Here is a 20408-nt window from a genome sequence, read left to right as displayed (position 1 = left end):
GAATACATCCCAATTTAGGATTTGGGTGCAAAGTTATTGATAATCTTTCAAATAACAATGCGTTACTTCTGTTATTTCCTTTTTTGTTGCTTCTGAAGCTCCATTTGTTGCTTTTGCATCTCTTCGAGGCGCTGCATGAACTTCGATTTCTTCATCGGCTTTTTCTTGTTTTCTTCCATCTGAGCAAGCAGTTTCTCCTCATTGATTGCAAGTCTGAATACACCGGTCTGAGCTATAGATATAAGCATCGAGAGTAGGTAGTAGTAGCTGAGACCTGATGCGTTTTGGTTTAGGAACACAAAGAGCATGATGGACATGAGATAAGGCATGAACTTCATGGCCTGCATACCCGGAGCCTGGGGTTGGTTGGCTTGGCTGATCTTCATGTATACTACCTGAGTGATGGTCATGAGGAGACAGAACAGACTGATGTGGCTACCGACGAATGGTATCTCAAATGGCAAACGGATAATGTCATCGTAAGTCGAAAGATCACTTGCCCAAAGGAAACTTTCACCGCGAAGATTGATACTTGTTGGGAAATATTGATACATCGCGATCAAGAATGGCATCTGGAGAAGCATCGGTAAACAGCCGCCCATTGAGCTTGCTCCGGCTCTTTTGTAGAGCTCCATAGTTGCTCTTTGGCGCTGCATCATATTGTCATCCCCCGGATACTTCTTGTTGATTTCCTCCACTTGTGGGCGGAGTACTCTCATCTTTGCTTGTGCAATGAAAGACTTGTATGTGAATGGGCTGAGGAGAATCTTGATGAACAGAGTCAATAGGAATATGATAAGCCCATAGTTGGAGAACATCTTCTCAAGGAAGTTGAATACAGGGATGACAAGCCAAATATTGATAAATCTGAACCAATCTCCCATGTCTACAATCTTTGCAAACTGAGTGCTTTTACCCATTTCTTTGTCGACTGCCTTGAGGAGAGAGTAGTCGTTAGGGCCGAGATAAATGGTAAGGGCCGGCTGTGGTTCTCCCGATTCTTCCAAAGCCAATACAAACTTAGACTCAAGAGTCTTGAGGTAATCTGTGCCTACATTGACAGAGCTACTGAGCGAAACACTTTCAAGCCCTTTGTCACTGTATAGTATTGTGGAGAAGAACATGTCTCTGAACGCAATCCACTTGACAGATCCGCTGATATTCTCTTTTACATCCTTGCCGGTATTCAATTTTTCAACATCACCTCCGCTGTGCTCATAAGCGAGACCGGAATATCTGGCTTCAGTTTTATCGCTTTTTTCGTTTTGGTAGATTGGGAGCTTTATATGTCCATCAAGATAGAGAGCATTCGGAGCAATAACCTTATCAAAGTTATTGTTTTCGATCCGGACATCGACTCTGAATTTATCTCTCAGATGGTAGATAAATGATAGCTCCTGTCCATTATCTGAAGCAAGAGTCATGCGTACAGTCTTATCATCAATCTTCTGTGATCTGAAAAATAGATCTTTGGTGTTGATGATACGGTTGGAGGCTGTGACGAAAGTATAGTTGAACTCGGCCTCTTCGGGACGAATGAGTCTCACATTTTCACCCTTGTAGTCTTTGTATGTCTTTAGCTCGGTAGATATGAGTGTTCCACCCTTATTTGAAAATGCAACTTTTATAGAGTCATTTTCGAGAGTAACTACTTCTTCGACCCCTGATGCTGCAAGAGACAAGTCTCCGAACACACGTGCTTGATTGCTCATACGAGCAGAGTCGCTCATCTCCTCTGTGACTGTTGCCGTAGAGTCTTGGGCAAAATGTGTGACTTGGGAGTCTGCCTCTGCCTGAGCCTTTTGTGCGGCTGCAATAGAGTCGTTGTATCTTTTTTGTTGTGCAAGTTGCTCTTCGGAGGGGCGTCCCAGCCATGTGAATAGTACAAGTACTAATGCCATGAGGACAAACCCGATGATCGTGTTTCTATCCATTCGATGTTGTTTGCTTCTACTGTTTGTATGTATGCAATAATGCTTTATTGTTGAGATTTATTTCTTTTTCTTACTGTCATGCTCTGAGATACTTGCTCTCATAAAGGACATGAAGAGAGGGTTGGGTTTGACAACGGTGCTGTTGTATTCGGGATGATATTGCACCGCCACATACCATTTTTTGTCCGGTAGTTCGACCGCTTCGACAAGACCTGAGTCGGGATTGTGACCTGAGAAGATGACACCTGCGGCTTCAAAATCATCTTTGTACTTATTGTTAAACTCAAATCTGTGCCTATGTCTTTCCTCAATGTCTGTTGCACCGTAGGCTTCTGCTATTTTTGTCCCTTGTGTCAAGTGGCATTTGTAAGCACCAAGACGCATTGTGCCACCAAGGTTGATGACGGATTTCTGATCCTCCATGATGTCGATGACTTTGTGTGTGGAGTTGGGATCAATCTCTGTGGTATTGGCATCAGACCAACCCAAGACGTTGCGAGCAAACTCTATCATTGTACATTGCATGCCAAGGCATATCCCGAGCATTGGGATGTCATTTTCTCTTGCATACTTGAGTGTCTGTAGTTTGCCGTCAACACCCCTGGTACCGAATCCGGGCGCCACGACTATACCGTCAAGATCTTTGAGGGCTTGAGCTACGTTTGTCTCATCGATCCTCTCTGATTGGATGTGTTTGAGGTTGAGTTTGCGATTGTTGTAAATCGCCGCTTGTTGTAAAGCCTCATCTATCGACTTGTAGGCATCTTGCAGTTCGACGTATTTTCCCACAAGACCTATGGTGACTTCGTCCTTAGCTTCCTGTTTCATTTTTAGGAAATCCTTCCATGCTTTCATTTCAGGTTTTTCACCTACCTCCAGTCCTACTTTGCGCAGGATCACTTCATCCATCTTCTGATCTTGGAGTACAAGTGGGACTTCGTATATCGTAGGAACATCGTAAGACTGCACTACTGCCTCAACGGGGACATTGCAGAATAGAGCAACCTTGGCAAGTATATCGTCTTTGAGTTCGTGTTCTGTGCGGAGTACAAGGATATCCGGTTGGATACCAACCTCTTGGAGATGCTTTACCGAGTGTTGAGTAGGCTTGGTCTTGACCTCACCTGCAGCTGCAATGAATGGAATGTAAGTAAGGTGCACACAGAGGCAGTTGGAGCCTAACTCCCACTTCAGCTGGCGAACACTTTCCAAAAATGGTAAAGACTCGATGTCGCCGACAGTACCTCCAATTTCTGTAATCACAAAATCAAACTCACCCTTTGACCCAAGAAGTTTTACGTTTCGTTTGATTTCATCTGTAATGTGAGGTACTACTTGAACAGTCTTGCCCAAGTAATCTCCACGACGCTCTTTCTGTATTACATTTTGATAGATACGTCCTGTCGTGATATTGTTGGCTCTTGTTGTGGAGATGTTGAGAAACCTTTCATAATGCCCCAAGTCCAAGTCTGCTTCGTGACCATCAGTGGTGACGTAGCACTCTCCGTGTTCGTAAGGATTGAGTGTGCCGGGGTCTATGTTGATATATGGATCAAACTTTTGAATTGTCACCCTATATCCCCTTGCTTGTAGGAGCTTACCGAGAGATGCGGCTACAATGCCCTTGCCAAGAGAAGAAACGACTCCGCCCGTAACGAAGATGTACTTTGTGCTACTTGAAGTATTCACTGTATCAATGATTTTTAGAGGTTGATAAAAGCGCGGTTTCGGAAATATCAGGGCTCATTCCTTTCAACTAACCCTTTGATATTTATTGTACCCAACACACAAAGTTACGATAATATAATGTGAGTTCGATGTCAGGAGTCGCATATTTTTTCGTTTGATTTGAATTTTATTTCCAATATTGGCTCAAGTGTACTTTTTAAACATGCTTTATTAAACAGCACTGAACCAAATTGCTACATTACCGGTAGGGTTCTTCTGATCTTTATTCTTTGCTTCGTATTCAGCATGGTTGATGTATATTGTATACTTTATTATCGGCCTTTTAAAAGGTTGTCTAACTTGAGAGATCAAGTTAGACTCCTTCATTCATCAAGTTAGACACCTTGATTTGTCACCTTCTTTACCTTTTCATCAATAACCCTATTTGAGGCAGGGTTTGAAGGGATAGATTATTCTATCTCTCTCGGGCATGAGGTTTGTTTTTGCAGTCATAGCGTAGACTATGGTGAAATAAAAAAAAGGTCTGTGTCATCCTAAGTTGACACAGACCTTGATTTGGTGTTATTGACGTTATCGTCAGATTAGTTGACAGTCTTTTCTTTGCCTTGAGAAGTTACGACCATTTCGAAGTAACGGTGATTCTTCAAGAAGTCTTTCAAGTATTGTTGGATACTTGCAGGTGTGATTTTCTTGAGAGTATCAAGATAGATCGGATGGTTGTCTTCCTGGTCAATAAATTTAGAAACCATTATATTCAACCAATAACCATTTTCTCTTTGATTTTGGTTGTAGTTGTTTTCCATATTCTTGACTGTTTTGTTGAAGAACTCCTCATTGATTCCATGTTCTGCCATTTCGTTTAGCTCCTTCTTGATCTTATCGTTGAGATATTGGGACTTCTCAGGAGCTGTCTGGAAGTTGATGATGATAGTGGCTTCGCCTTCCGGATACTTGCGTACGCTACCGCTTGCGCTGACACCATATGTTCCTCCTTCTTCTTCACGGATAGACTTTAGATACTGTTGAGTCAAGATCTCGCCCAATATCTGCATCTTCATGCGGGATTCAAGAGAGTATGGAACTTTGCTTACAAATATATCGAGAACGTTCGCCATCTTAGTGTCTATTTCTTTGTTGAAATGCTTGATCACTGCCTTTTGAGTGATAGCTTCAGCCTTGTTGAAGTGGCTTACATCTTTTCTTTCCACAACAGGAAGAGCACCGAGATATTGCTCTACCAATGGCTTGAGTGTTACTTCGTCAAACGTACCAATGATAAAGAATGAGAAGTCGCTTGCGTCAGCGAAGCGTTCACGATATATCTCCATGATACGATCGTAGTTTACTTTATCAAAATCTTTTTCCTTGAGAGGTACGCGGAGAGCAACACCAGGATAAAGCATCGCCGGGATAGTATCAGAGATAGAACTCATCGGATTGGCTGCTGCACTTCTGATACGCTCGATAGCATTTTGCTTAAATGCTTCAAATGCTTCCTTGTCACTTCTGTTTGCTGTCATTCTGAGATATACAAGTTGGAGCATAGTTTCAACATCTGTGTTGCTCGAAGCTCCTGATACTGTCTCATAAAACTCTCCAACCTCTGCTGAAGCTGTTGCTACACGACCGGTCAACGCTTTTGATAGTTGGATAGTGTTGAAGTTGCCCACCCCACCAAGAGACGTTACAGCGCCTTGGAGTTTGATGTTTTCTACTTCTTTGTCTACATTAAGCATTCTGAAACCACCGGGACTCATACCTGAGAGGATGATCTGATTTTCCTTGAAGTCTGTCTTTTTGAGGTAAACCTTTACACCATTGCTTAGTGTCCAAAGAGTAGTTTCATAAGGTAGATCTTTCTTCACTGAGATAACTTTACCTGCTTTTGGTAGGTTTTCGATAAGTTTCTCGTTCGAGACTTCTTCCTTGTATGGCTCTACTGTTTGTTGAAGAGCTGCATTATATTGTGAGAGTAGCTCTTCAGATGTTGGGTACTTTAGGCCTGCTTTTTCGGGACCCATAAGTGTGATGAGGAGATTTTCACCGTGAGCTACTTGCTTGAAATACTCATTGACCTGCTCCACTGTAATCTGAGGGGCAATCATGCTTAGAAGTTGGTGTTCAACTTCAACACCTGGGATACGGCCTCCGTCAGTGAAGAAGTCTTTGTACTCTTCTGCGTACGCGCCATTAGTTTTGTTGGCTTTGTTTTTCAAACTTTCTTCACTTGACTTGAGGATATTCGTGCGAAAACGATCATATTCACTTGCTGTAAATCCAAAGTCTTTAGCACGCTTCATCTCAGCAATAAGAGCATTCATGGCAGTGAGGTATTGTCCCTCTTTTGCATAAACGTCAAAGCCCAATGCATCTTTAGTCTTTGCCAAGCCCATGTACTTACCATTGGACATAGACGCAGATAGGAATGGTGCATTTGGTTTTTGTAGGATTTCCGAGATACGCTCATTGAACATTGTTGAAATAGCAGCACTGAGATAATCAAGTACAAGACCTTGTACTGAAGACTTGACCTCTTCAGGAAGAACATCTCTGCTGTAGCTGAATGACAAACCTGTCAATGTCGCTTCAGGGTCTGTAGCGATGGCAACGATAGGTTCCTTGTTATCCGGAATTTGTGTGTAGAATCTTTCTGCTGCATTTTCCGGCTTCTTGACATCGGCAAACTGTTCTTTGATCTTATTTTCGACATAATCTACATCAATGTCTCCTACAATGATAAGAGCCTGGAGATCCGGACGGTACCATTTTTTGTAGTAATCTTTGATCTCTTTGTACTTAAAATTGAGGACAATATCCATTGAACCGATAGGAAGGCGCTTACCATACATGTTGCCATTAGGGAATGCCAAAGGAAGTATCTTTTCGATCATTCTCATATTGGCATTTTGGCTACCTCTCCACTCTTCATGGATAACACCCCTTTCGTCATCGATTTCCTTGTGATCAAGAGTGATGTTGTTGCTCCAGTCATGAAGGATAAGCAAACAAGAGTCTACGATGCCTTGTCTTGTTGTTGGGGCATCCATGATGGTGTACACTGTTTCATCAAAACCTGTGTAGGCATTTAGGTTGGAACCGAACTTAATACCGATGCTTTCCAAATAATTGATGAGATTTTTACCGGGGAAGTTCTTAGTTCCATTGAATGCCATATGCTCAAGGAAGTGAGCCAAACCACTTTGACTATCTTCTTCAAGCATTGAACCCACTCTCTGTGCAATATAGAAGTGAGCACGTTCTTTGGGTTGTTCGTTGTGACGGATAAAATAAGTCAGACCGTTGTCCAACTTGCCATATCGTACCATCGGGTCGATAGGTAGTGGCTGAAGCTGTCCTTGAGCAAAGGCACTCTGAACGCCTAATGCGACAAAAAGCAACAGCCCAAGACTTTTAATCTTGTTTAAGAACATACTGTTAATTCTTTGTTTTTAGGTTTGTAGTAATTGTTAATTCAAAATTTAATCACAAAGCTATAAAAAAAAGTACTATCGCAAGTATATATTGCATAGTACTTAAATAAATTCATTGTGAAAATTGTTTCTGATGTTTCTATTGGAGGAGGAATGATGTCCTGATGGCGTGCTCTATTCCTTGCGTCCGCCTGAAATCATACCTGAACCATAGCACAAGATCGAGTCCTTATCATATATGGTGCAATACTGTCCCGGTGCAATTCCTTGAACAAGATCGGCAGACTTCACTTCGTAGCCATAGGGTGTTGTATACAGTATGCCTTTCGTAAACTCCGGTGTGTGCCTCACTTTGAAAGTAATGTCAAGATCGGAACCGCCTTCAGGCATCGGATTTACAGAGATAAAGTTCATCTCACTCATCTCTATTATGTTGCCATATTGCTCGATCGGGTCATAACCTCTGCTCACGAAGATAGTATTGGACGGGACATCCTTACGTACGACAAACCACGGCCCACCGCTAAGGCCTAGTCCTTTGCGCTGTCCTATCGTGTGGAACCAAAATCCCTCATGTGTTCCTATTTTTTTGCTTGTTTCTATGTCAACGATATCTCCCGGCTTTGTTCCAACATATTTTCTCAGAAAATCATTGTAATTGACTTTCCCCAAGAAGCATATCCCCTGACTGTCTTTTCTTGTTGCTGTCACCAGGCCTTCGCGTCGGGCAATTTCTCTAACTTCGGCCTTGGGCAGAGCTCCGAGAGGGAAGAGAGCTTTCAGAAGTTGAGGATACGTGATCTGGGCCAAGAAGTCGGTCTGATCCTTAATCAAATCCCGTGCTGTGGCAAGGAAATGAATTCCATCAATTATCCGTTTATCTGCGTAATGCCCTGTTGCAATAGCATCGTATTTATGCCCCCAATATTCGTTGAAATACCCAAACTTGATGATTCTGTTGCACATCATGTCAGGGTGGGGGGTCAGTCCCGCACTCACGGTATCTATCATATACTTGACCACATAGTCCCAGTACTCGTCATGGAGAGAGACAATCTCCAGAGGACAGTCGTACTTACGCGCCAACCATTTCACCATCTCAATGTCTTCCTCCGCAGGACAGTCAGGGAACTCTTCCCCTTCCATTCCGATACGTATATAGTATAGGTCGGGGCGTATCCCTTGGCTATGCAGCAGGTGAAGAGCTACCGAACTATCTACACCTCCTGAAAGAAGTAGTGCAGTCTTCATGAGATCTTGGATCCCGGCAGTGTGTCAGATAGTGTTGTCAGCAGCGTAAGTTTGCCTTTAGGATCAACAGCCGATAATATCATACCTTCAGATACAATGCCTCTGATCTTACGTGGTGCAAGATTGGCTACAAAGCAAACTTGTTTGCCTACTAGTTGGGATGGATCACTGTAGTGTTCTGCTATACCTGAGAGTATGGTGCGCTTTTTTATACCATCATCGATGATGAAGTGGAGTAATTTGTCGGCTTTAGGCACCTTTGAGCACTCCAATACCGTTCCCACTCTCATGTCCACCTTAAGGAAATCTTCGAACGGTACATCGGGCGCTATCGGATCTGCCGCCGGTACTTCATTGGCTTTATTTTCCTTACGGATAGCTTCTAATCTTTCGATCTGAGCATTGATGACTTCGTCTTCGAGTTTGTCGAATAGCAAGGTTGCAGGCATCAATTGCTGTCCCTCATGTAGAAGTTCAGAGCCAACAATGTCCCATGTCGGCTTTTGCGTCATTGCAAGCATTTCGCGCAGCTTCTTCATCGAGAATGGCAAGAATGGTTCCATCAAGATTGCAATGTTAGCAGACAATTCTAGAGAGATACTCAGTATCGTTGATACCCTGTTCATATCTTCCTTCGCCAACTTCCAAGGCTCGGTGTCGGCAAGATATTTGTTGCCAAGTCGTGCAAGTCCCATTGCCGCACGTTGAGCATCGCGGAAGTGATAGCCATCGAGCAGTTTTGTTACTTCATCTTTTATCGCAGTGATTTGAGCTATGACCTCCTTGTCATATTCCGTAAGGGTATTCCTTGCAGGGACTTTTCCTTCAAAATATTTGTGTGTCAGTACGATTGCACGATTGATGAAGTTCCCCAATATTGCTACAAGTTCGCTGTTATTGCGAGCTTGGAAGTCTTTCCATGTGAAGTCATTATCTTTGGTCTCCGGAGCATTGGCAGTAAGTACATATCTGAGTACGTCCTGTTTGTCTGCAAAGTCTACGAGATACTCATGTAACCATACCGCCCAGTTACGGGAAGTTGAGATTTTGTCCCCTTCAAGGTTGAGAAACTCATTGGATGGGACGTTATCGGGGAGGATATATGATCCCTCCGCACGGAGCATTGCAGGGAACACAATACAGTGAAAAACGATATTGTCTTTGCCTATGAAGTGCACCAGCTTTGTGTCCTTATCTTTCCACCATAGTTCCCAGTCATCCGGACGAAGTTCTTTGGTATTGGAAATATAGCCTATCGGAGCATCAAACCATACGTATAGGACTTTGCCCTCAGCACCTTCCACAGGTACAGGGATACCCCAGTTGAGGTCACGACTCACGGCTCTTGGACGAAGTCCGAGATCAAGCCAACTTTTGCATTGACCGTACACATTGGGCCTCCATTCCTTATGCCCTTCGAGGATCCATTCTTTCAGAAAAGCCTCATGTTTGTCAAGTGGCAGATACCAATGAGTTGTTGCTTTCATGACCGGTTTTGATCCGGATAATGCTGATTTCGGATCGATGAGGTCTGTTGGGTTCAGTGATGTGCCACATCTTTCGCACTGGTCACCATAAGCCCCGTCGTTGTGACAGTGAGGACATGTGCCTATGATATATCTGTCTGCGAGGAATTGTCCTGCCTCCTCATCATAGTATTGCTCGGATTCGATTTCGAGAAATTCGCCCTTGTCATACAATTTACGGAAGAAGTCCGATGCCAGCTTCTTATGTGTATCACTTGTGGTACGAGAGTAGATATCGAAGCTGATCCCAAAGTCTTCAAATGACTTTTTGATCAGGTTATGATATCTGTCTACAATATCTTGGGGTGTTACACCTTCCTTTTGCGCACGGATGGTGATGGGTACACCGTGCTCATCCGAGCCTCCGATAAATAGGACATCATCGCCCTTCATCCTCAGATATCTCGCATATATGTCTGCCGGTAGGTACACACCTGCCACATGACCTATATGTACCGGCCCATTGACGTAAGGCAGGGCTGAGGTGATGAGGGTGCGCTTATAGTTGTTGTTGCTCATATATTGATAGTGTTTTACTTATTTTGTAGCAGGTCACAAAGTTACAAAAAATGAATGCAAATGTCTTGATCTTTCGGTGGTAATCATATATGTTCCATATTGATCGAAAAAAGAAAGAAGACCTGCTGCTTTGTGCAGAAAGTCTTCTTTTTCTTAGAAGGGTGGAAGACGGGGTTCGAACCCGCGACACCCGGAACCACAATCCGGTGCTCTACCACTGAGCTACAACCACCATATCAATTCAGTTGCTGTGATTTTCCTTAACAGCGATGCAAAGTTATGAATATCCTTTCAAATATGCAATACCTTCAGGAGAGTTTTCTCTTTGTGTAAGGCATTCAATCTTACTTTTTGTCTTTAAAGTGTCCGTCAGATTTCGGCGTCATAACGTTTATCACTTTGATAAAGTGAGACGAAATAAAGATCTCCCTCAAAATGGATTATTTAGAAAAGCTGTAGAAGCGTTCAAATCAATGTGTCTAACTTGATGAATTAAGTTGCTTACCTTGATACCTCAAGTTAGACAACCTTTTTCCGACCCTTGGTACACATATTATCACGGATGTGTCTCTGCCTCTTTTCTCGATGAGTACGGCATCTTTTTCCCATAACCTATGCGCAGCAAGATCGTAGGATACTCATTATCTATATCGAGTGTCTTTGCCATTATTCTTGAAAGCTCTTGGACTTCATTGGGTTGATTCATATAAGCATGCACTATGCCCATCTCCGTGGATTTGAGGAGGAAAAACTCCAGTATCCTACCCAGATTTATCCATTCTTCGATCGTGTTGTGTCGCGTTGTAAGTAGTGTGAGATGAGAGGAGGAAAGTATCTTTCTTTTGTCACTTTTGTTTTGCATCTTCTCGTTGATGGCTTGTGACATAATAGCTTTTGCAATGAAGCAAGGCAGGTTGGGAGCTCCGAAGACTGCGTAGCTGAGTCCATCTCTTGTTGCATCTTGGTGCTTTTTGTTGTAGCGCATCCATTGTTTCAATTCATTTTTGAAATCTTTATCTCCCATCTGTCTTCTGTTTCCCTCGTAGATTATTTCTGAGATGGCTTCAAATTCCTTCGTGCCATTTTCGAAAAATCGAAGTTTGATATCGTGGGTTGTTTCAATTTTCCTAAGTGTCTCAATCTGATCTTTAGGAATTTTATTGCCATTATAGATACTCCTATTTGTTTGCCTGATATTTATCTGGGACAACAGAGAAGAAGGGCGGCTGCAGCCTTGTTTGGCGAGTTCTATGTGAATTGCACCATTTTTAGTGATGGTCACCGTTGGCTCATAGCCCCTATGCAAAGCCGTAATACAGAGGTTTTCGGTGGCACATCCGAGACTGATAAATAGTTCTCTATTATCGGGATCGACTATTGGTAATGATCTCGTGAAATCAGGGAGAATGTCAATGCTTGTCGCTCCTACCTCGAATAACCAAGGCTGTGTATTGTGTCCCGAAGGTGCTTTGATCGCTTGTTCGATCATAAACGCGTAGTCCGGATTTTGTGTAAGTACTTTGTTCATCTCTCCTATGCATAAAAAGTGAATAACCTATTTTCCCCACTATTGCTGATGAATAGCCCTAAAGTTAACTCGCCTATTGGCAATAAACAAGAAGAAATCGGGGATTTTAATATTTTAATACTATCGTGATGTTTTCTTTGTGAAGCAACTTTTAATAATTGTCACGATTGTGTCTGAGTGTGAGCTTAGAGGAATCTATTTTTGCTCAGAATTTTTTGCAGGCTTTATGACTACACATTATATACCTTTAGGTTGGTATTTGGGAGCGAAAACTTGTATCTGTCCGCAGGGTTTCGATGAAAAACTGTAAATTTGTAATTATATTAGGCGTGTTGGGCGTGGAGGTCATACTATAGCACGCATAAAGATTTGATATTAAGATAAATGAGATTTAAAGATAATAATAGTTCTTCGTGCAATAAGATGACTGCCAGAGGGTGTTGCGGTTGTATGAAGAAGAAACTGAATACGTTTGATTACCTCAGCGACTTGCCGAAGGGGTGTAACGTTGAGGATTATGTGGAAGTGCAGTTCAAAAATACTCGTAAGGGGTATTACCTCAACAGCCTTAAACTTCCACTTTTTAAGGGGGATGTCGTTGCAGTAGAAGCGACTCCGGGACATGACATCGGTACGGTATCTCTCACGGGAAAGTTGGTGGAACTGCAAATGCGCAAGGCCAACTACCGGAATAATGGCGAGCCTAAGCGCATCTATCGTATTGCAAAACAGACAGACATCGACAAGTTTGAGGAGTGCAAGGCTTTGGAGCATGATACAATGATACGCTCGCGCCAGATCGCGCTTGATCTCGGATTGGACATGAAGATTGGAGATGTTGAGTATCAGGGAGATGGACAAAAAGCTATCTTTTACTACATTGCGGATGGACGTGTGGATTTCAGACAGCTTATCAAGAAATTGGCTGAGGCTTTTCATGTGCGCATAGAGATGAAGCAGATCGGTGCGAGACAGGAAGCTGCTCGTATCGGAGGGATAGGGCCTTGCGGACGACAACTTTGCTGTTCTGGATTTTTGACCAACTTTGTTTCTGTCGGCACCAATGCTGCAAGACTGCAAGACTTGTCGATGAATCCACAAAAACTGGCCGGACAGTGTGCAAAGCTCAAGTGTTGCCTCAACTACGAGGTGGACGTCTATTTTGAGGCTCAGAGGCGGATGCCATCTCGTGAAATAGAACTTGAAACTTCGCAAGGTGCTTATCGTCACTTTAAGGGGGACGCTCTATCCGGAACAGTGTATTACATCAATAAAAATCCGAAGGAAAGTGGCGAAATCATAGGTCTATCCACGCAGAGGGTGTTCCAAATCATCAATATGAATAAGAGGGGGGATAAGCCGTTTTCTCTTCAACTTGATAGTGAGGGAACACAACGTCCTGCACCTTCGACAGATATTCTTGATGAGAATAGTTTGACTCGATTTGATTCTGTGGCGCGTCGAAAGGGACGTAATCGAAGAAAAAACGCCGAAGAGCGGAGAAGTGATAATCCTTCTCATCGTCCCTCAGGCTCGAACGAAGGACAGGAAACCTCTCATTCTGAGAACAGACGCCAACATCGAAATGGTAACAGACCTCACAAGATGAAGCAAAGAGAGGACGGGCAACACAAGCCATCAGGTAAAACTCAGACTGCAAAGGAGGCTTGACCTTTTGTGGGATGGAGGATGACACTTTACTATGGGTAGGTGGTATAGATATATGAAGGGTTGGATGAGTGGTTGGTTACTACTCATCCTCTTTGTGTCTGCCTGTGCCAGACCGAGAGTATATGCGGAGTATAAGCCCATAGACCCCAACGGATGGGATATGACGGATGAGATATTCTATTCCTTTTATATCGAGGACACGACAAGGGCTTATGAGATGACAGCCTCTCTCAGATATTCTCCTGATTTTACCCCCAAGGTCCTGCCTCTCGGCTTGGTTGTGGAGGATCCCAAGAGACAGTTTCGGACTCAGGTGCTACAGTGGCATTTGGAACGCTCGGAGCTACTTTCGACTAAGAATGGATACAACATATTTCAGTCTACTTATAAGATCGACTCGCTCTGGCATTTTCCCAATAAAGGCCTTTATACAATAAGCTTGAGACATCTCTCTCAAGATTCGGTTTTGACAGGGCTTGTTGAGTTGGGGCTGATAGTAGAGTCTCGAGACTGAACCATAACTACTTCTCATACTGTTTGAACTATGATACCGGACAATGTTGATCTGACAGGCAGCCCTCTCTTTGCAGGAGTGGAGCATGGCGATGCCAATGACATTTTGGAACGTTGCATGGTTGGTACTAAGGTGTGTCACAAAGGAGAACATATTGTGAGGCAGGGAGATCTTGTAACGCATCTTTTACTGCCTGTATCCGGCTTCGTGCGTACTGAAATGATTACAAAAGAGGGGAATGTTGTGGAAATAGACTTTATTGAAGCCTTGAGGCCGCTTGCCCCGGCGTTTCTCTTTGCAGATCGTAATATCTTTCCGGTAGACGTGATAGCTGCGGAAGAAACGGTTGTGTATGTAATAGACAAGACTAAATTACTGGCTCAGATGCAGGATAATGATAGGCTGTTGTTGAACTTTGTGCGATTGACTTCGAATATTGCGGTCTTTCTATCAAATAAAGTCCAGATGATGTCCATCAAAAGTGTCAAAGGCAAACTCGCCCTCTATATCCTTGAAAACACATCAGTAAAAAGTCCTTCATTCAAATTGACACGCACACTTACTCAGTTAGCAGAGCACTTCGGAGTACAGAGACCTTCTCTTTCTCGTACCATAAGAGAGCTTGTGGGAGAAGGCGTGATAGAGTGGGACAAGAAGGAAATAAAGGTTCTCAGTAGATTCAGGTTGGAGTGTATGATCTGATTGAGTCTACTGTGTCACCCTTCTTTGAGGAGCCGTTGCCGCTCACGTAAGTACCATAGCATTGCCAAAAAACCTTTGAGCGTTGTCGTGGCTGCTATTACAATCCAAATAGTTTCTACAGAAGGAAAATATTGAAGAGCTACAAGGCATATAGGAATACGTAAGAGATTGCCTCCGATGCTGATTGCTGCGGGAGGAATGGTCTTTCGGATACCGTAGAAAAATCCTTGAGTAGTTATCTCAAGCATCATGAATAACTGTGAGTATCCACTGATACGCAGGTATATTCCTCCTGCCTCGTATGCAATGGGATCAGGAACTATGAGGCTGAAGAGACCTTCGCCACCAAAGACATACAAGGCTGTCGATCCTAATCCAAAGATAAAAGTCATCCTTAGAGTGAATTTAAAAGCATCTATCACTCGAGAGAGCTTCTTTGCTCCGTAGTTTTGGGAGATGAAGGCACTTAACGCAGTGGAAAAACCCTGGGCTGTGTTCCATGATATGGCTTCCAGTTGCCCTCCTGTCGTAAGAGTCAAGACTCCTATATGTCCTCCAGCAAGAGACGCAAGGCGTCCGAGATACATATTTATAAAGGCAAAAAGGCTATTGAAAAGGGCTACAGGGATGCCTATCTTGAAGATCTTATAGCAGGTCCCCCATGATAGTTTGGCAAAGAAAGAAACTCCTCCCAACAGTCTGTCTTTGTACTTGATCTGAAAAATAAATAGCGCACAGACTATAATTTGTGCTAGTACAGTAGCCACTCCGGCGCCTTTTGATCCCATTCCAAAGGTGAAAATGAACAGCGGATCCAAACCCATGTTCAGAAAGAGTCCTACAGAGCTGATTATAAACGGGATCTTACTATGACCGGTAGCGTTATATATACCTGTGAGTGCTGCACTACAAAAGGTAAATGGAAGTCCTATTGATGCAATCCTAAGATATACCAAGCCCTCGCTATGGATACTTGGCTCTAACTCATAGAATTTCAAAAGATATGAGCCAAAGACAAGAAAAATTCCTGCTAATATACTTCCTATTATGAGTGATAAGTGAATATTGTGATTAGCGAAGTGCAATCCACTCTTTTCGTCTCGCTTCCCGACAGAATGGGCTACGGTAACTTCGCTACCCACTTTGTTGATAAGTGATATAGATATAGCCAGCCATAAGAAGACCGAGGCCGCCCCTACAGCTGCAATGGCTTCACTGTTGAGCCTCCCGAGCCAGGCCATATCCGTAAAGCTGTACAGCATCTGTACAAAGGAAGTGCCCAGTATTGGAAGGGCAAGTTTGAACAGGTGTAGAGGGATACTTCCTTCTGTCAGTATCCGTACTTCTCTCGCTGCTTTTTGTGACATCGTATTATTGTTTGTCTTTCTTGGTGGAGAGCATACCACAAGCTGCAAAAATATCTTCTCCCCTCGAGCGCCTTGTTGTACACCTTATTCCATGCTCATTGAGATAGTCTTCAAATGCTTGTACAGCCCGAGGTGATGGTGACTGTAGGTCTACATCGGGAATGGAGTGATAACGTATGAGATTGACTCTGCAGTCAAGTGGTGCGAGCAGCTTCCTGAGGGCTTCTGCATGTTGAAGCGAGTCATTGAATCCATCAAATAGAATGTACTCGAAAAAAAGTCTCCTTTGTCCCGAAAAGTCATATTGCTTGAGAGTCTCTATGATGCTTTGAATGGGGAAAGCCTTTTCGATCGGCATAAGTGAGAGTCTTTCCACACTGAATGGGCTGTGTATGCTGATTGCAAGATGACACTGCTGTTCAGATAGATACTTTTTTAGACCTTCCTTAGACCCGATTGTACTTACGGTGATACGCTTAGGACTCCATGCCAGTCCCCAGTCTGCTGTCATTATCTGTAACACCTTGGCTACGGATTCATAGTTATCCAATGGTTCTCCCATCCCCATAAAAACAATGTTGGTCAGCTTGTCATGATGAGGAACACTGAGGATTTGATTCATGATGTCGGAGGGACGCAGATTCGACTTGAAGCCCATCTTGCCTGTATGACAAAATGAGCAGTTCATCTTACATCCTACCTGGCTGGATACACACAATGTAGCCCTGTCTGCTTCAGGTATGTAAACTGTTTCTATTGCTTGATCCGGAGCATGAGTAACGCTGAATAGATATTTTTCCGTGCCATCCTTAGATATCTGTCGAGCGATAATATCGTGTCTGCCTATTGTATACTGTTCATCTAATTTGTCACGAAGAGCTTTAGGGAGATTTGTCATTTCATCAAAAGAGGTTGCTCTCTTCTGATACAACCACTCTATGATTTGTTTTGCTCTGTATTTGGGTTCTCCTATGCTTGTTATGATTTCTTGCATCTCCGCAAGTGTCAAACCAAGTAATATATCTTTTTCCATTATGGTAGTGTTACTTTGTCAATGTCATTTTCGAGATTGTACCAGATGTATCCGACAGGTGAAGTATATCCCATACTTTGGAGCAAATTCAAGTAGTTATCTACCTGTCGTCTGTACTTTTGGTTGCGGTGTACGCCAAACTTGTAGTCTACCACAACCGCTTTATCTCCATTTATTATCAACTTATCAGGACGATAATTGCCTGCTTTTGTCATAATATCTTGTTCTGTCAGAGATATAGAAGAGCTATCAACTGTAAACCATGTCCCGATGGTGGGGTGTTGCATAGCTTGAGTAAACTTGTCGGTATAAATTTTCTTGTCTTCCTCACTAAGCCTGTTGAGGAGAACTTCTTTTTCAATATTTTTTTCAAAGTCTTTGAGAGTTTTGGTGCGAGACAATATCTCGTGCATAATGATTCCCTTTCGGCGTTCTTCTTCTGTTTCAAGAGATAAGCCGTAAGCTTTTCGGCTAAGAAGTAGATCCTCATAACGTGGAGATGCGGTCAGCCCCTTAAGTTCATTTTGGCCTTTCTGCTCTTCTTCTATGTCCTTGTTTTTATGGGTCTCATTACCATAATAGGACGTAATGATGCCAGTATCAGGATCTTCCGCCGTATCTATAGGTAAAAGCTCATTGATGAGGTTCAGTCTGTTGGTTATTATGTCAGCAGAGTTATTCTTTAGGTTCGTGTGAGTATAGACATGTAACTCACTTGAAGCTCTTGTAAATGCCACATATAAGAGATTGAGCGTATCAGTGTAGTCTGCTTCAAATTGAGTCTCAGCAATACTTGAAAGATAGCTCTTTGCAAACTTGCTATAGTTTGTCGGGATGATGTAGAATGGAAGTAAGCCAAACATCGGTGGGAGTACATCTGCTGTGACTATCCGTGGAGCAGCAGAACTCTTCTTTGTGATTTCCCATGATGCAAATGGTAGAAACACAATAGGATACTCCAAACCTTTGGACTTGTGTATCGTTGTTATGGTGATACTGTTTGTCTGTCCCTCACCCATGTTGACCATGGCCTTGTCTTTATGCTCTTCCCACCATTCAACAAACAGACTGTATGATCCCATTTTTTGTGATGAGAAGGAGAATATGATATCCAAGAATGAACTGACGTAAGTTTCATCCTGCTCCGGTACAAAAGATATTATCTCTATGGCCTTAGATACGGATTCATATATAGTTAGTCCGTACGACAATATGTTCAGCAACCGGGCTTTAGTGAGAGCTTTACGATTATCGGATAGATGGTTTCGATACATTCGGATATATCTCTCGATATGTAGAGACAATTCTTTCTCGTTCTCCTCCTGCCCAGGCGATGCAAAGCACCTGAGTAGACACATCAGTAACCTCACTACTATAGAGTTGTTGATCAGCAGTGCATCATCTGATAGAAATCTAAAGGATACTTCGTGGTCATCGGAATATTTCTCAGAAAGGGTGGAAAGGAGCTCTGCCAATATCATGCCTTCTGCTTTGTTACGCACGAGAAAGGCTATATCAGAGGGAGAGTATCCTTGCTCTTTTTGGAGATGAACCAGCTTCTCTTCTATAGATGCTGCAATATCCTCTATCTCTATTTTCCTTGCAGGGGGGAGTTCGGTGATCGTCACATATCCGTCCGAGCTGCGGTTGTTGGGAAATTTTTGAGTCGCTCCCTTGTAGGAATCTTCGTGCGCTTCTAAATCTTCTGATTTTTGAGTTAGCTCTTTTTCAAACTGCTCTTTGTAATATCTTTCAAAATCATACGATTGTTCGAAGAATGCGTTGTTGAAGTCTATGATATTTTTTTCGCTTCTCCAGTTGTACTCCAACATTTCCTCCTCTACATGTTTCCCAAACTCTTTATTTACTTTGTAGCCGAGAAGGGAGCTGTCTGTCCCACGGAAACGGTATATACTCTGTTTCACATCTCCCACGATCATGTTGCGATTGCCATTATCCAAGCTTTCTCGGAGTAATGGCTTGAAGTTTGCCCACTGCAAGGGGCTTGTATCTTGAAACTCATCTATCATGTAATGATTGATACGAGTCCCAACCTTTTCGTATACAAACGGTAGCTCCGAATCGTTTATGATGGCATTCAATAGCTGATTTATATCAGAAATAATGAGGCAGTTATTTTCCTTTCGATAGTTTTCTATATCGTGAATCAGTTCAATCATTCCCGGTACAGCATCTATATACTTCAGCAATAGTCCTGCTGTGATGACCTTTTCCTGGGACTCTTGGTGAACCTTGATGACAGCACGTACCTTTTCCCTGATTTCTGTTTCATGTCGGTCAAAAGACTCTTTTATAGAAGCACTTGCACTTTTTGCATATAGTGGGCCTTCCTCATAACCTATACTGATGAGGGAAGAGTTGAAGCCTTTTTTTTCATCCTCAAGAAAGAGTTTTGCAGTTTCATCATCGGCAAGCAGATCCCCAAATTTTGAGAGATATTTACGAAAACTACTCTGAGGATCTATACCATTTTGAGCAAAAAACGAGACAATCCCTTTGCATTCATTTATAAACTCCTGTAGGCCCTCTTCTGCTATTTGTTTGAGCCTTTTTTTTGCCTCACCTATTTGGCTTGGAGTAATACTACTCAAAGATTTGATTATGGCACTGTTATTTTCGTCGAAAAGGAGGGCGTTGGCCAGGCGCTTGATGTCTTCAAAAGTACTCGTATGGCTTTCATTTTCCAAGTTTTCCTGATAAATCCTGCTTATCCATTGATGCAGGGTCAGTATACTCTCGGACTGACCATCCAGCCTATCTATCAGACTTTCAAGAGATAAGGTGATGACATTTTCGGAGTCCATTTCTATCCCGAACGCGCTTTGGCGGTTCATCTCCATGGCAAAACTCCTTACAATCTCTTGAAAGAATGAGTCTATGGTCTGTACCTTGAATGCAGAGTAGTCTTCAAGCACATTTTTGAGGATTATGCGAGCCTTCCGGGTAAGCTCATCATCTCTTAGTGCGCTATTTTCTTTTATCAGATCGTATATACTCCCTTTTTCTCCAAGACTTATTTTATATAGTTCAGAGAGGATACGTTGTTTCATCTCGGCGGTAGCTTTATTGGTAAAAGTCACTGCCAAGATCTTTCGAAAAGCATAAGGATCATCCGCATTTTCAAAGAGGAGTTTGAGGTACTCCGCTGTTAGAGTGTAAGTCTTTCCTGATCCCGCTGAGGCTTTATATATTTTGAGAGGGAACTCCATTTCTCACCTACAT

General features: G+C 42.9%; 12 protein-coding genes and 1 tRNA gene. 3 read left to right on the top strand and 10 right to left on the bottom strand.

Features of this window, described 5'->3' with window-relative positions; all coding sequences use genetic code 11:
- Positions 1–71: 71 nt before the first annotated feature.
- The 7 genes from yidC to Q4A14_RS01630 all read right to left on the bottom strand — a co-directional run bounded on the left by yidC (position 72) and on the right by Q4A14_RS01630 (position 11878).
- The gene (yidC, locus tag Q4A14_RS01660; protein ID WP_303169473.1) at positions 72–1934 is read right to left on the bottom strand and encodes a membrane protein insertase YidC; all 1863 of its coding nucleotides are present in this window, start codon (positions 1932–1934) and stop codon (positions 72–74) included.
- Between the two features lie 57 nt (positions 1935–1991).
- The gene (locus tag Q4A14_RS01655) at positions 1992–3623 is read right to left on the bottom strand and encodes a CTP synthase (protein ID WP_303169471.1); all 1632 of its coding nucleotides are present in this window, start codon (positions 3621–3623) and stop codon (positions 1992–1994) included.
- Between the two features lie 581 nt (positions 3624–4204).
- Positions 4205–7054 (bottom strand): pitrilysin family protein, encoded by a 2850-nt coding sequence (locus Q4A14_RS01650; protein WP_303169469.1) that lies wholly within the window; start codon positions 7052–7054, stop codon positions 4205–4207.
- 174 nt (positions 7055–7228) lie between these two features.
- Positions 7229–8305: a tRNA 2-thiouridine(34) synthase MnmA gene (mnmA, locus tag Q4A14_RS01645; protein WP_303169467.1), complete on the bottom strand. Its 1077-nt coding sequence runs from the start codon at positions 8303–8305 to the stop codon at positions 7229–7231.
- Positions 8302–10350 (bottom strand): methionine--tRNA ligase, encoded by a 2049-nt coding sequence (gene metG, locus Q4A14_RS01640; protein WP_303169466.1) that lies wholly within the window; start codon positions 10348–10350, stop codon positions 8302–8304. Before metG ends, mnmA begins: the two co-directional genes overlap by 4 nt.
- Before the next feature lie 159 nt (positions 10351–10509).
- Positions 10510–10583, bottom strand: a tRNA-His gene (locus Q4A14_RS01635).
- A gap of 323 nt (positions 10584–10906) precedes the next feature.
- Entirely contained in the window at positions 10907–11878 is a 972-nt protein-coding gene (locus Q4A14_RS01630; protein ID WP_303169464.1) for a nitroreductase, read from the bottom strand.
- A gap of 450 nt (positions 11879–12328) precedes the next feature.
- Here Q4A14_RS01630 and Q4A14_RS01625 point away from each other — a divergent pair, with 450 nt between their 5' ends.
- From Q4A14_RS01625 to Q4A14_RS01615, 3 genes are read left to right on the top strand one after another with little or no spacing between them, the layout of a single operon-like run.
- Positions 12329–13549, top strand: coding sequence for a regulatory iron-sulfur-containing complex subunit RicT (locus tag Q4A14_RS01625; RefSeq protein WP_303169462.1), 1221 nt, complete (start codon positions 12329–12331; stop codon positions 13547–13549).
- Positions 13550–13601: 52 nt separating this feature from the next.
- Entirely contained in the window at positions 13602–14063 is a 462-nt protein-coding gene (locus tag Q4A14_RS01620; RefSeq protein WP_303169460.1) for a hypothetical protein, read from the top strand.
- A 30-nt stretch (positions 14064–14093) separates the two neighbouring features.
- Complete coding sequence (locus tag Q4A14_RS01615; protein WP_303169458.1) at positions 14094–14765, top strand: Crp/Fnr family transcriptional regulator; 672 nt, start codon at positions 14094–14096, stop codon at positions 14763–14765.
- 14 nt (positions 14766–14779) lie between these two features.
- Here the strand turns inward: Q4A14_RS01615 and Q4A14_RS01610 are convergent, their stop codons facing one another.
- The 3 genes from Q4A14_RS01610 to Q4A14_RS01600 are packed head-to-tail and all read right to left on the bottom strand — an operon-like array spanning position 14780 to position 20395.
- Positions 14780–16132, bottom strand: a complete 1353-nt coding sequence (locus tag Q4A14_RS01610) for an MATE family efflux transporter (RefSeq protein WP_303169456.1) — start codon at positions 16130–16132, stop codon at positions 14780–14782.
- 4 nt (positions 16133–16136) lie between these two features.
- The gene (rlmN, locus tag Q4A14_RS01605) at positions 16137–17168 is read right to left on the bottom strand and encodes a 23S rRNA (adenine(2503)-C(2))-methyltransferase RlmN (protein ID WP_303169505.1); all 1032 of its coding nucleotides are present in this window, start codon (positions 17166–17168) and stop codon (positions 16137–16139) included.
- Positions 17165–20395, bottom strand: a complete 3231-nt coding sequence (locus Q4A14_RS01600; RefSeq protein ID WP_303169455.1) for an exodeoxyribonuclease V subunit beta — start codon at positions 20393–20395, stop codon at positions 17165–17167. Before Q4A14_RS01600 ends, rlmN begins: the two co-directional genes overlap by 4 nt.
- Between the last annotated feature and the right edge of the window lie 13 nt (positions 20396–20408).

The organism is Porphyromonas sp., assembly GCF_030529325.1.
Classification (GTDB): Bacteria; Bacteroidota; Bacteroidia; order Bacteroidales; family Porphyromonadaceae; genus Porphyromonas_A.
The sequence above is the reverse complement of the archived record's forward strand: the minus strand, read 5'-3'. Positions and strand labels throughout refer to the sequence as shown.

Excerpts from the sequence above, each read along its gene's own strand:
- Q4A14_RS01620 (WP_303169460.1), top strand. The coding sequence starts at position 13,602 with ATGAAGGGTTGGATGAGTGGTTGGTTACTACTCATCCTCTTTGTGTCT.
- Q4A14_RS01650 (WP_303169469.1), bottom strand. The coding sequence starts at position 7,054 with ATGTTCTTAAACAAGATTAAAAGTCTTGGGCTGTTGCTTTTTGTCGCA.
- yidC (WP_303169473.1), bottom strand. The coding sequence starts at position 1,934 with ATGGATAGAAACACGATCATCGGGTTTGTCCTCATGGCATTAGTACTT.
- Q4A14_RS01630 (WP_303169464.1), bottom strand. The coding sequence starts at position 11,878 with ATGAACAAAGTACTTACACAAAATCCGGACTACGCGTTTATGATCGAA.
- Q4A14_RS01600 (WP_303169455.1), bottom strand. The coding sequence starts at position 20,395 with ATGGAGTTCCCTCTCAAAATATATAAAGCCTCAGCGGGATCAGGAAAG.
- Q4A14_RS01625 (WP_303169462.1), top strand. The coding sequence starts at position 12,329 with ATGAAGAAGAAACTGAATACGTTTGATTACCTCAGCGACTTGCCGAAG.
- metG (WP_303169466.1), bottom strand. The coding sequence starts at position 10,350 with ATGAGCAACAACAACTATAAGCGCACCCTCATCACCTCAGCCCTGCCT.
- Q4A14_RS01615 (WP_303169458.1), top strand. The coding sequence starts at position 14,094 with ATGATACCGGACAATGTTGATCTGACAGGCAGCCCTCTCTTTGCAGGA.
- mnmA (WP_303169467.1), bottom strand. The coding sequence starts at position 8,305 with ATGAAGACTGCACTACTTCTTTCAGGAGGTGTAGATAGTTCGGTAGCT.
- Q4A14_RS01610 (WP_303169456.1), bottom strand. The coding sequence starts at position 16,132 with ATGTCACAAAAAGCAGCGAGAGAAGTACGGATACTGACAGAAGGAAGT.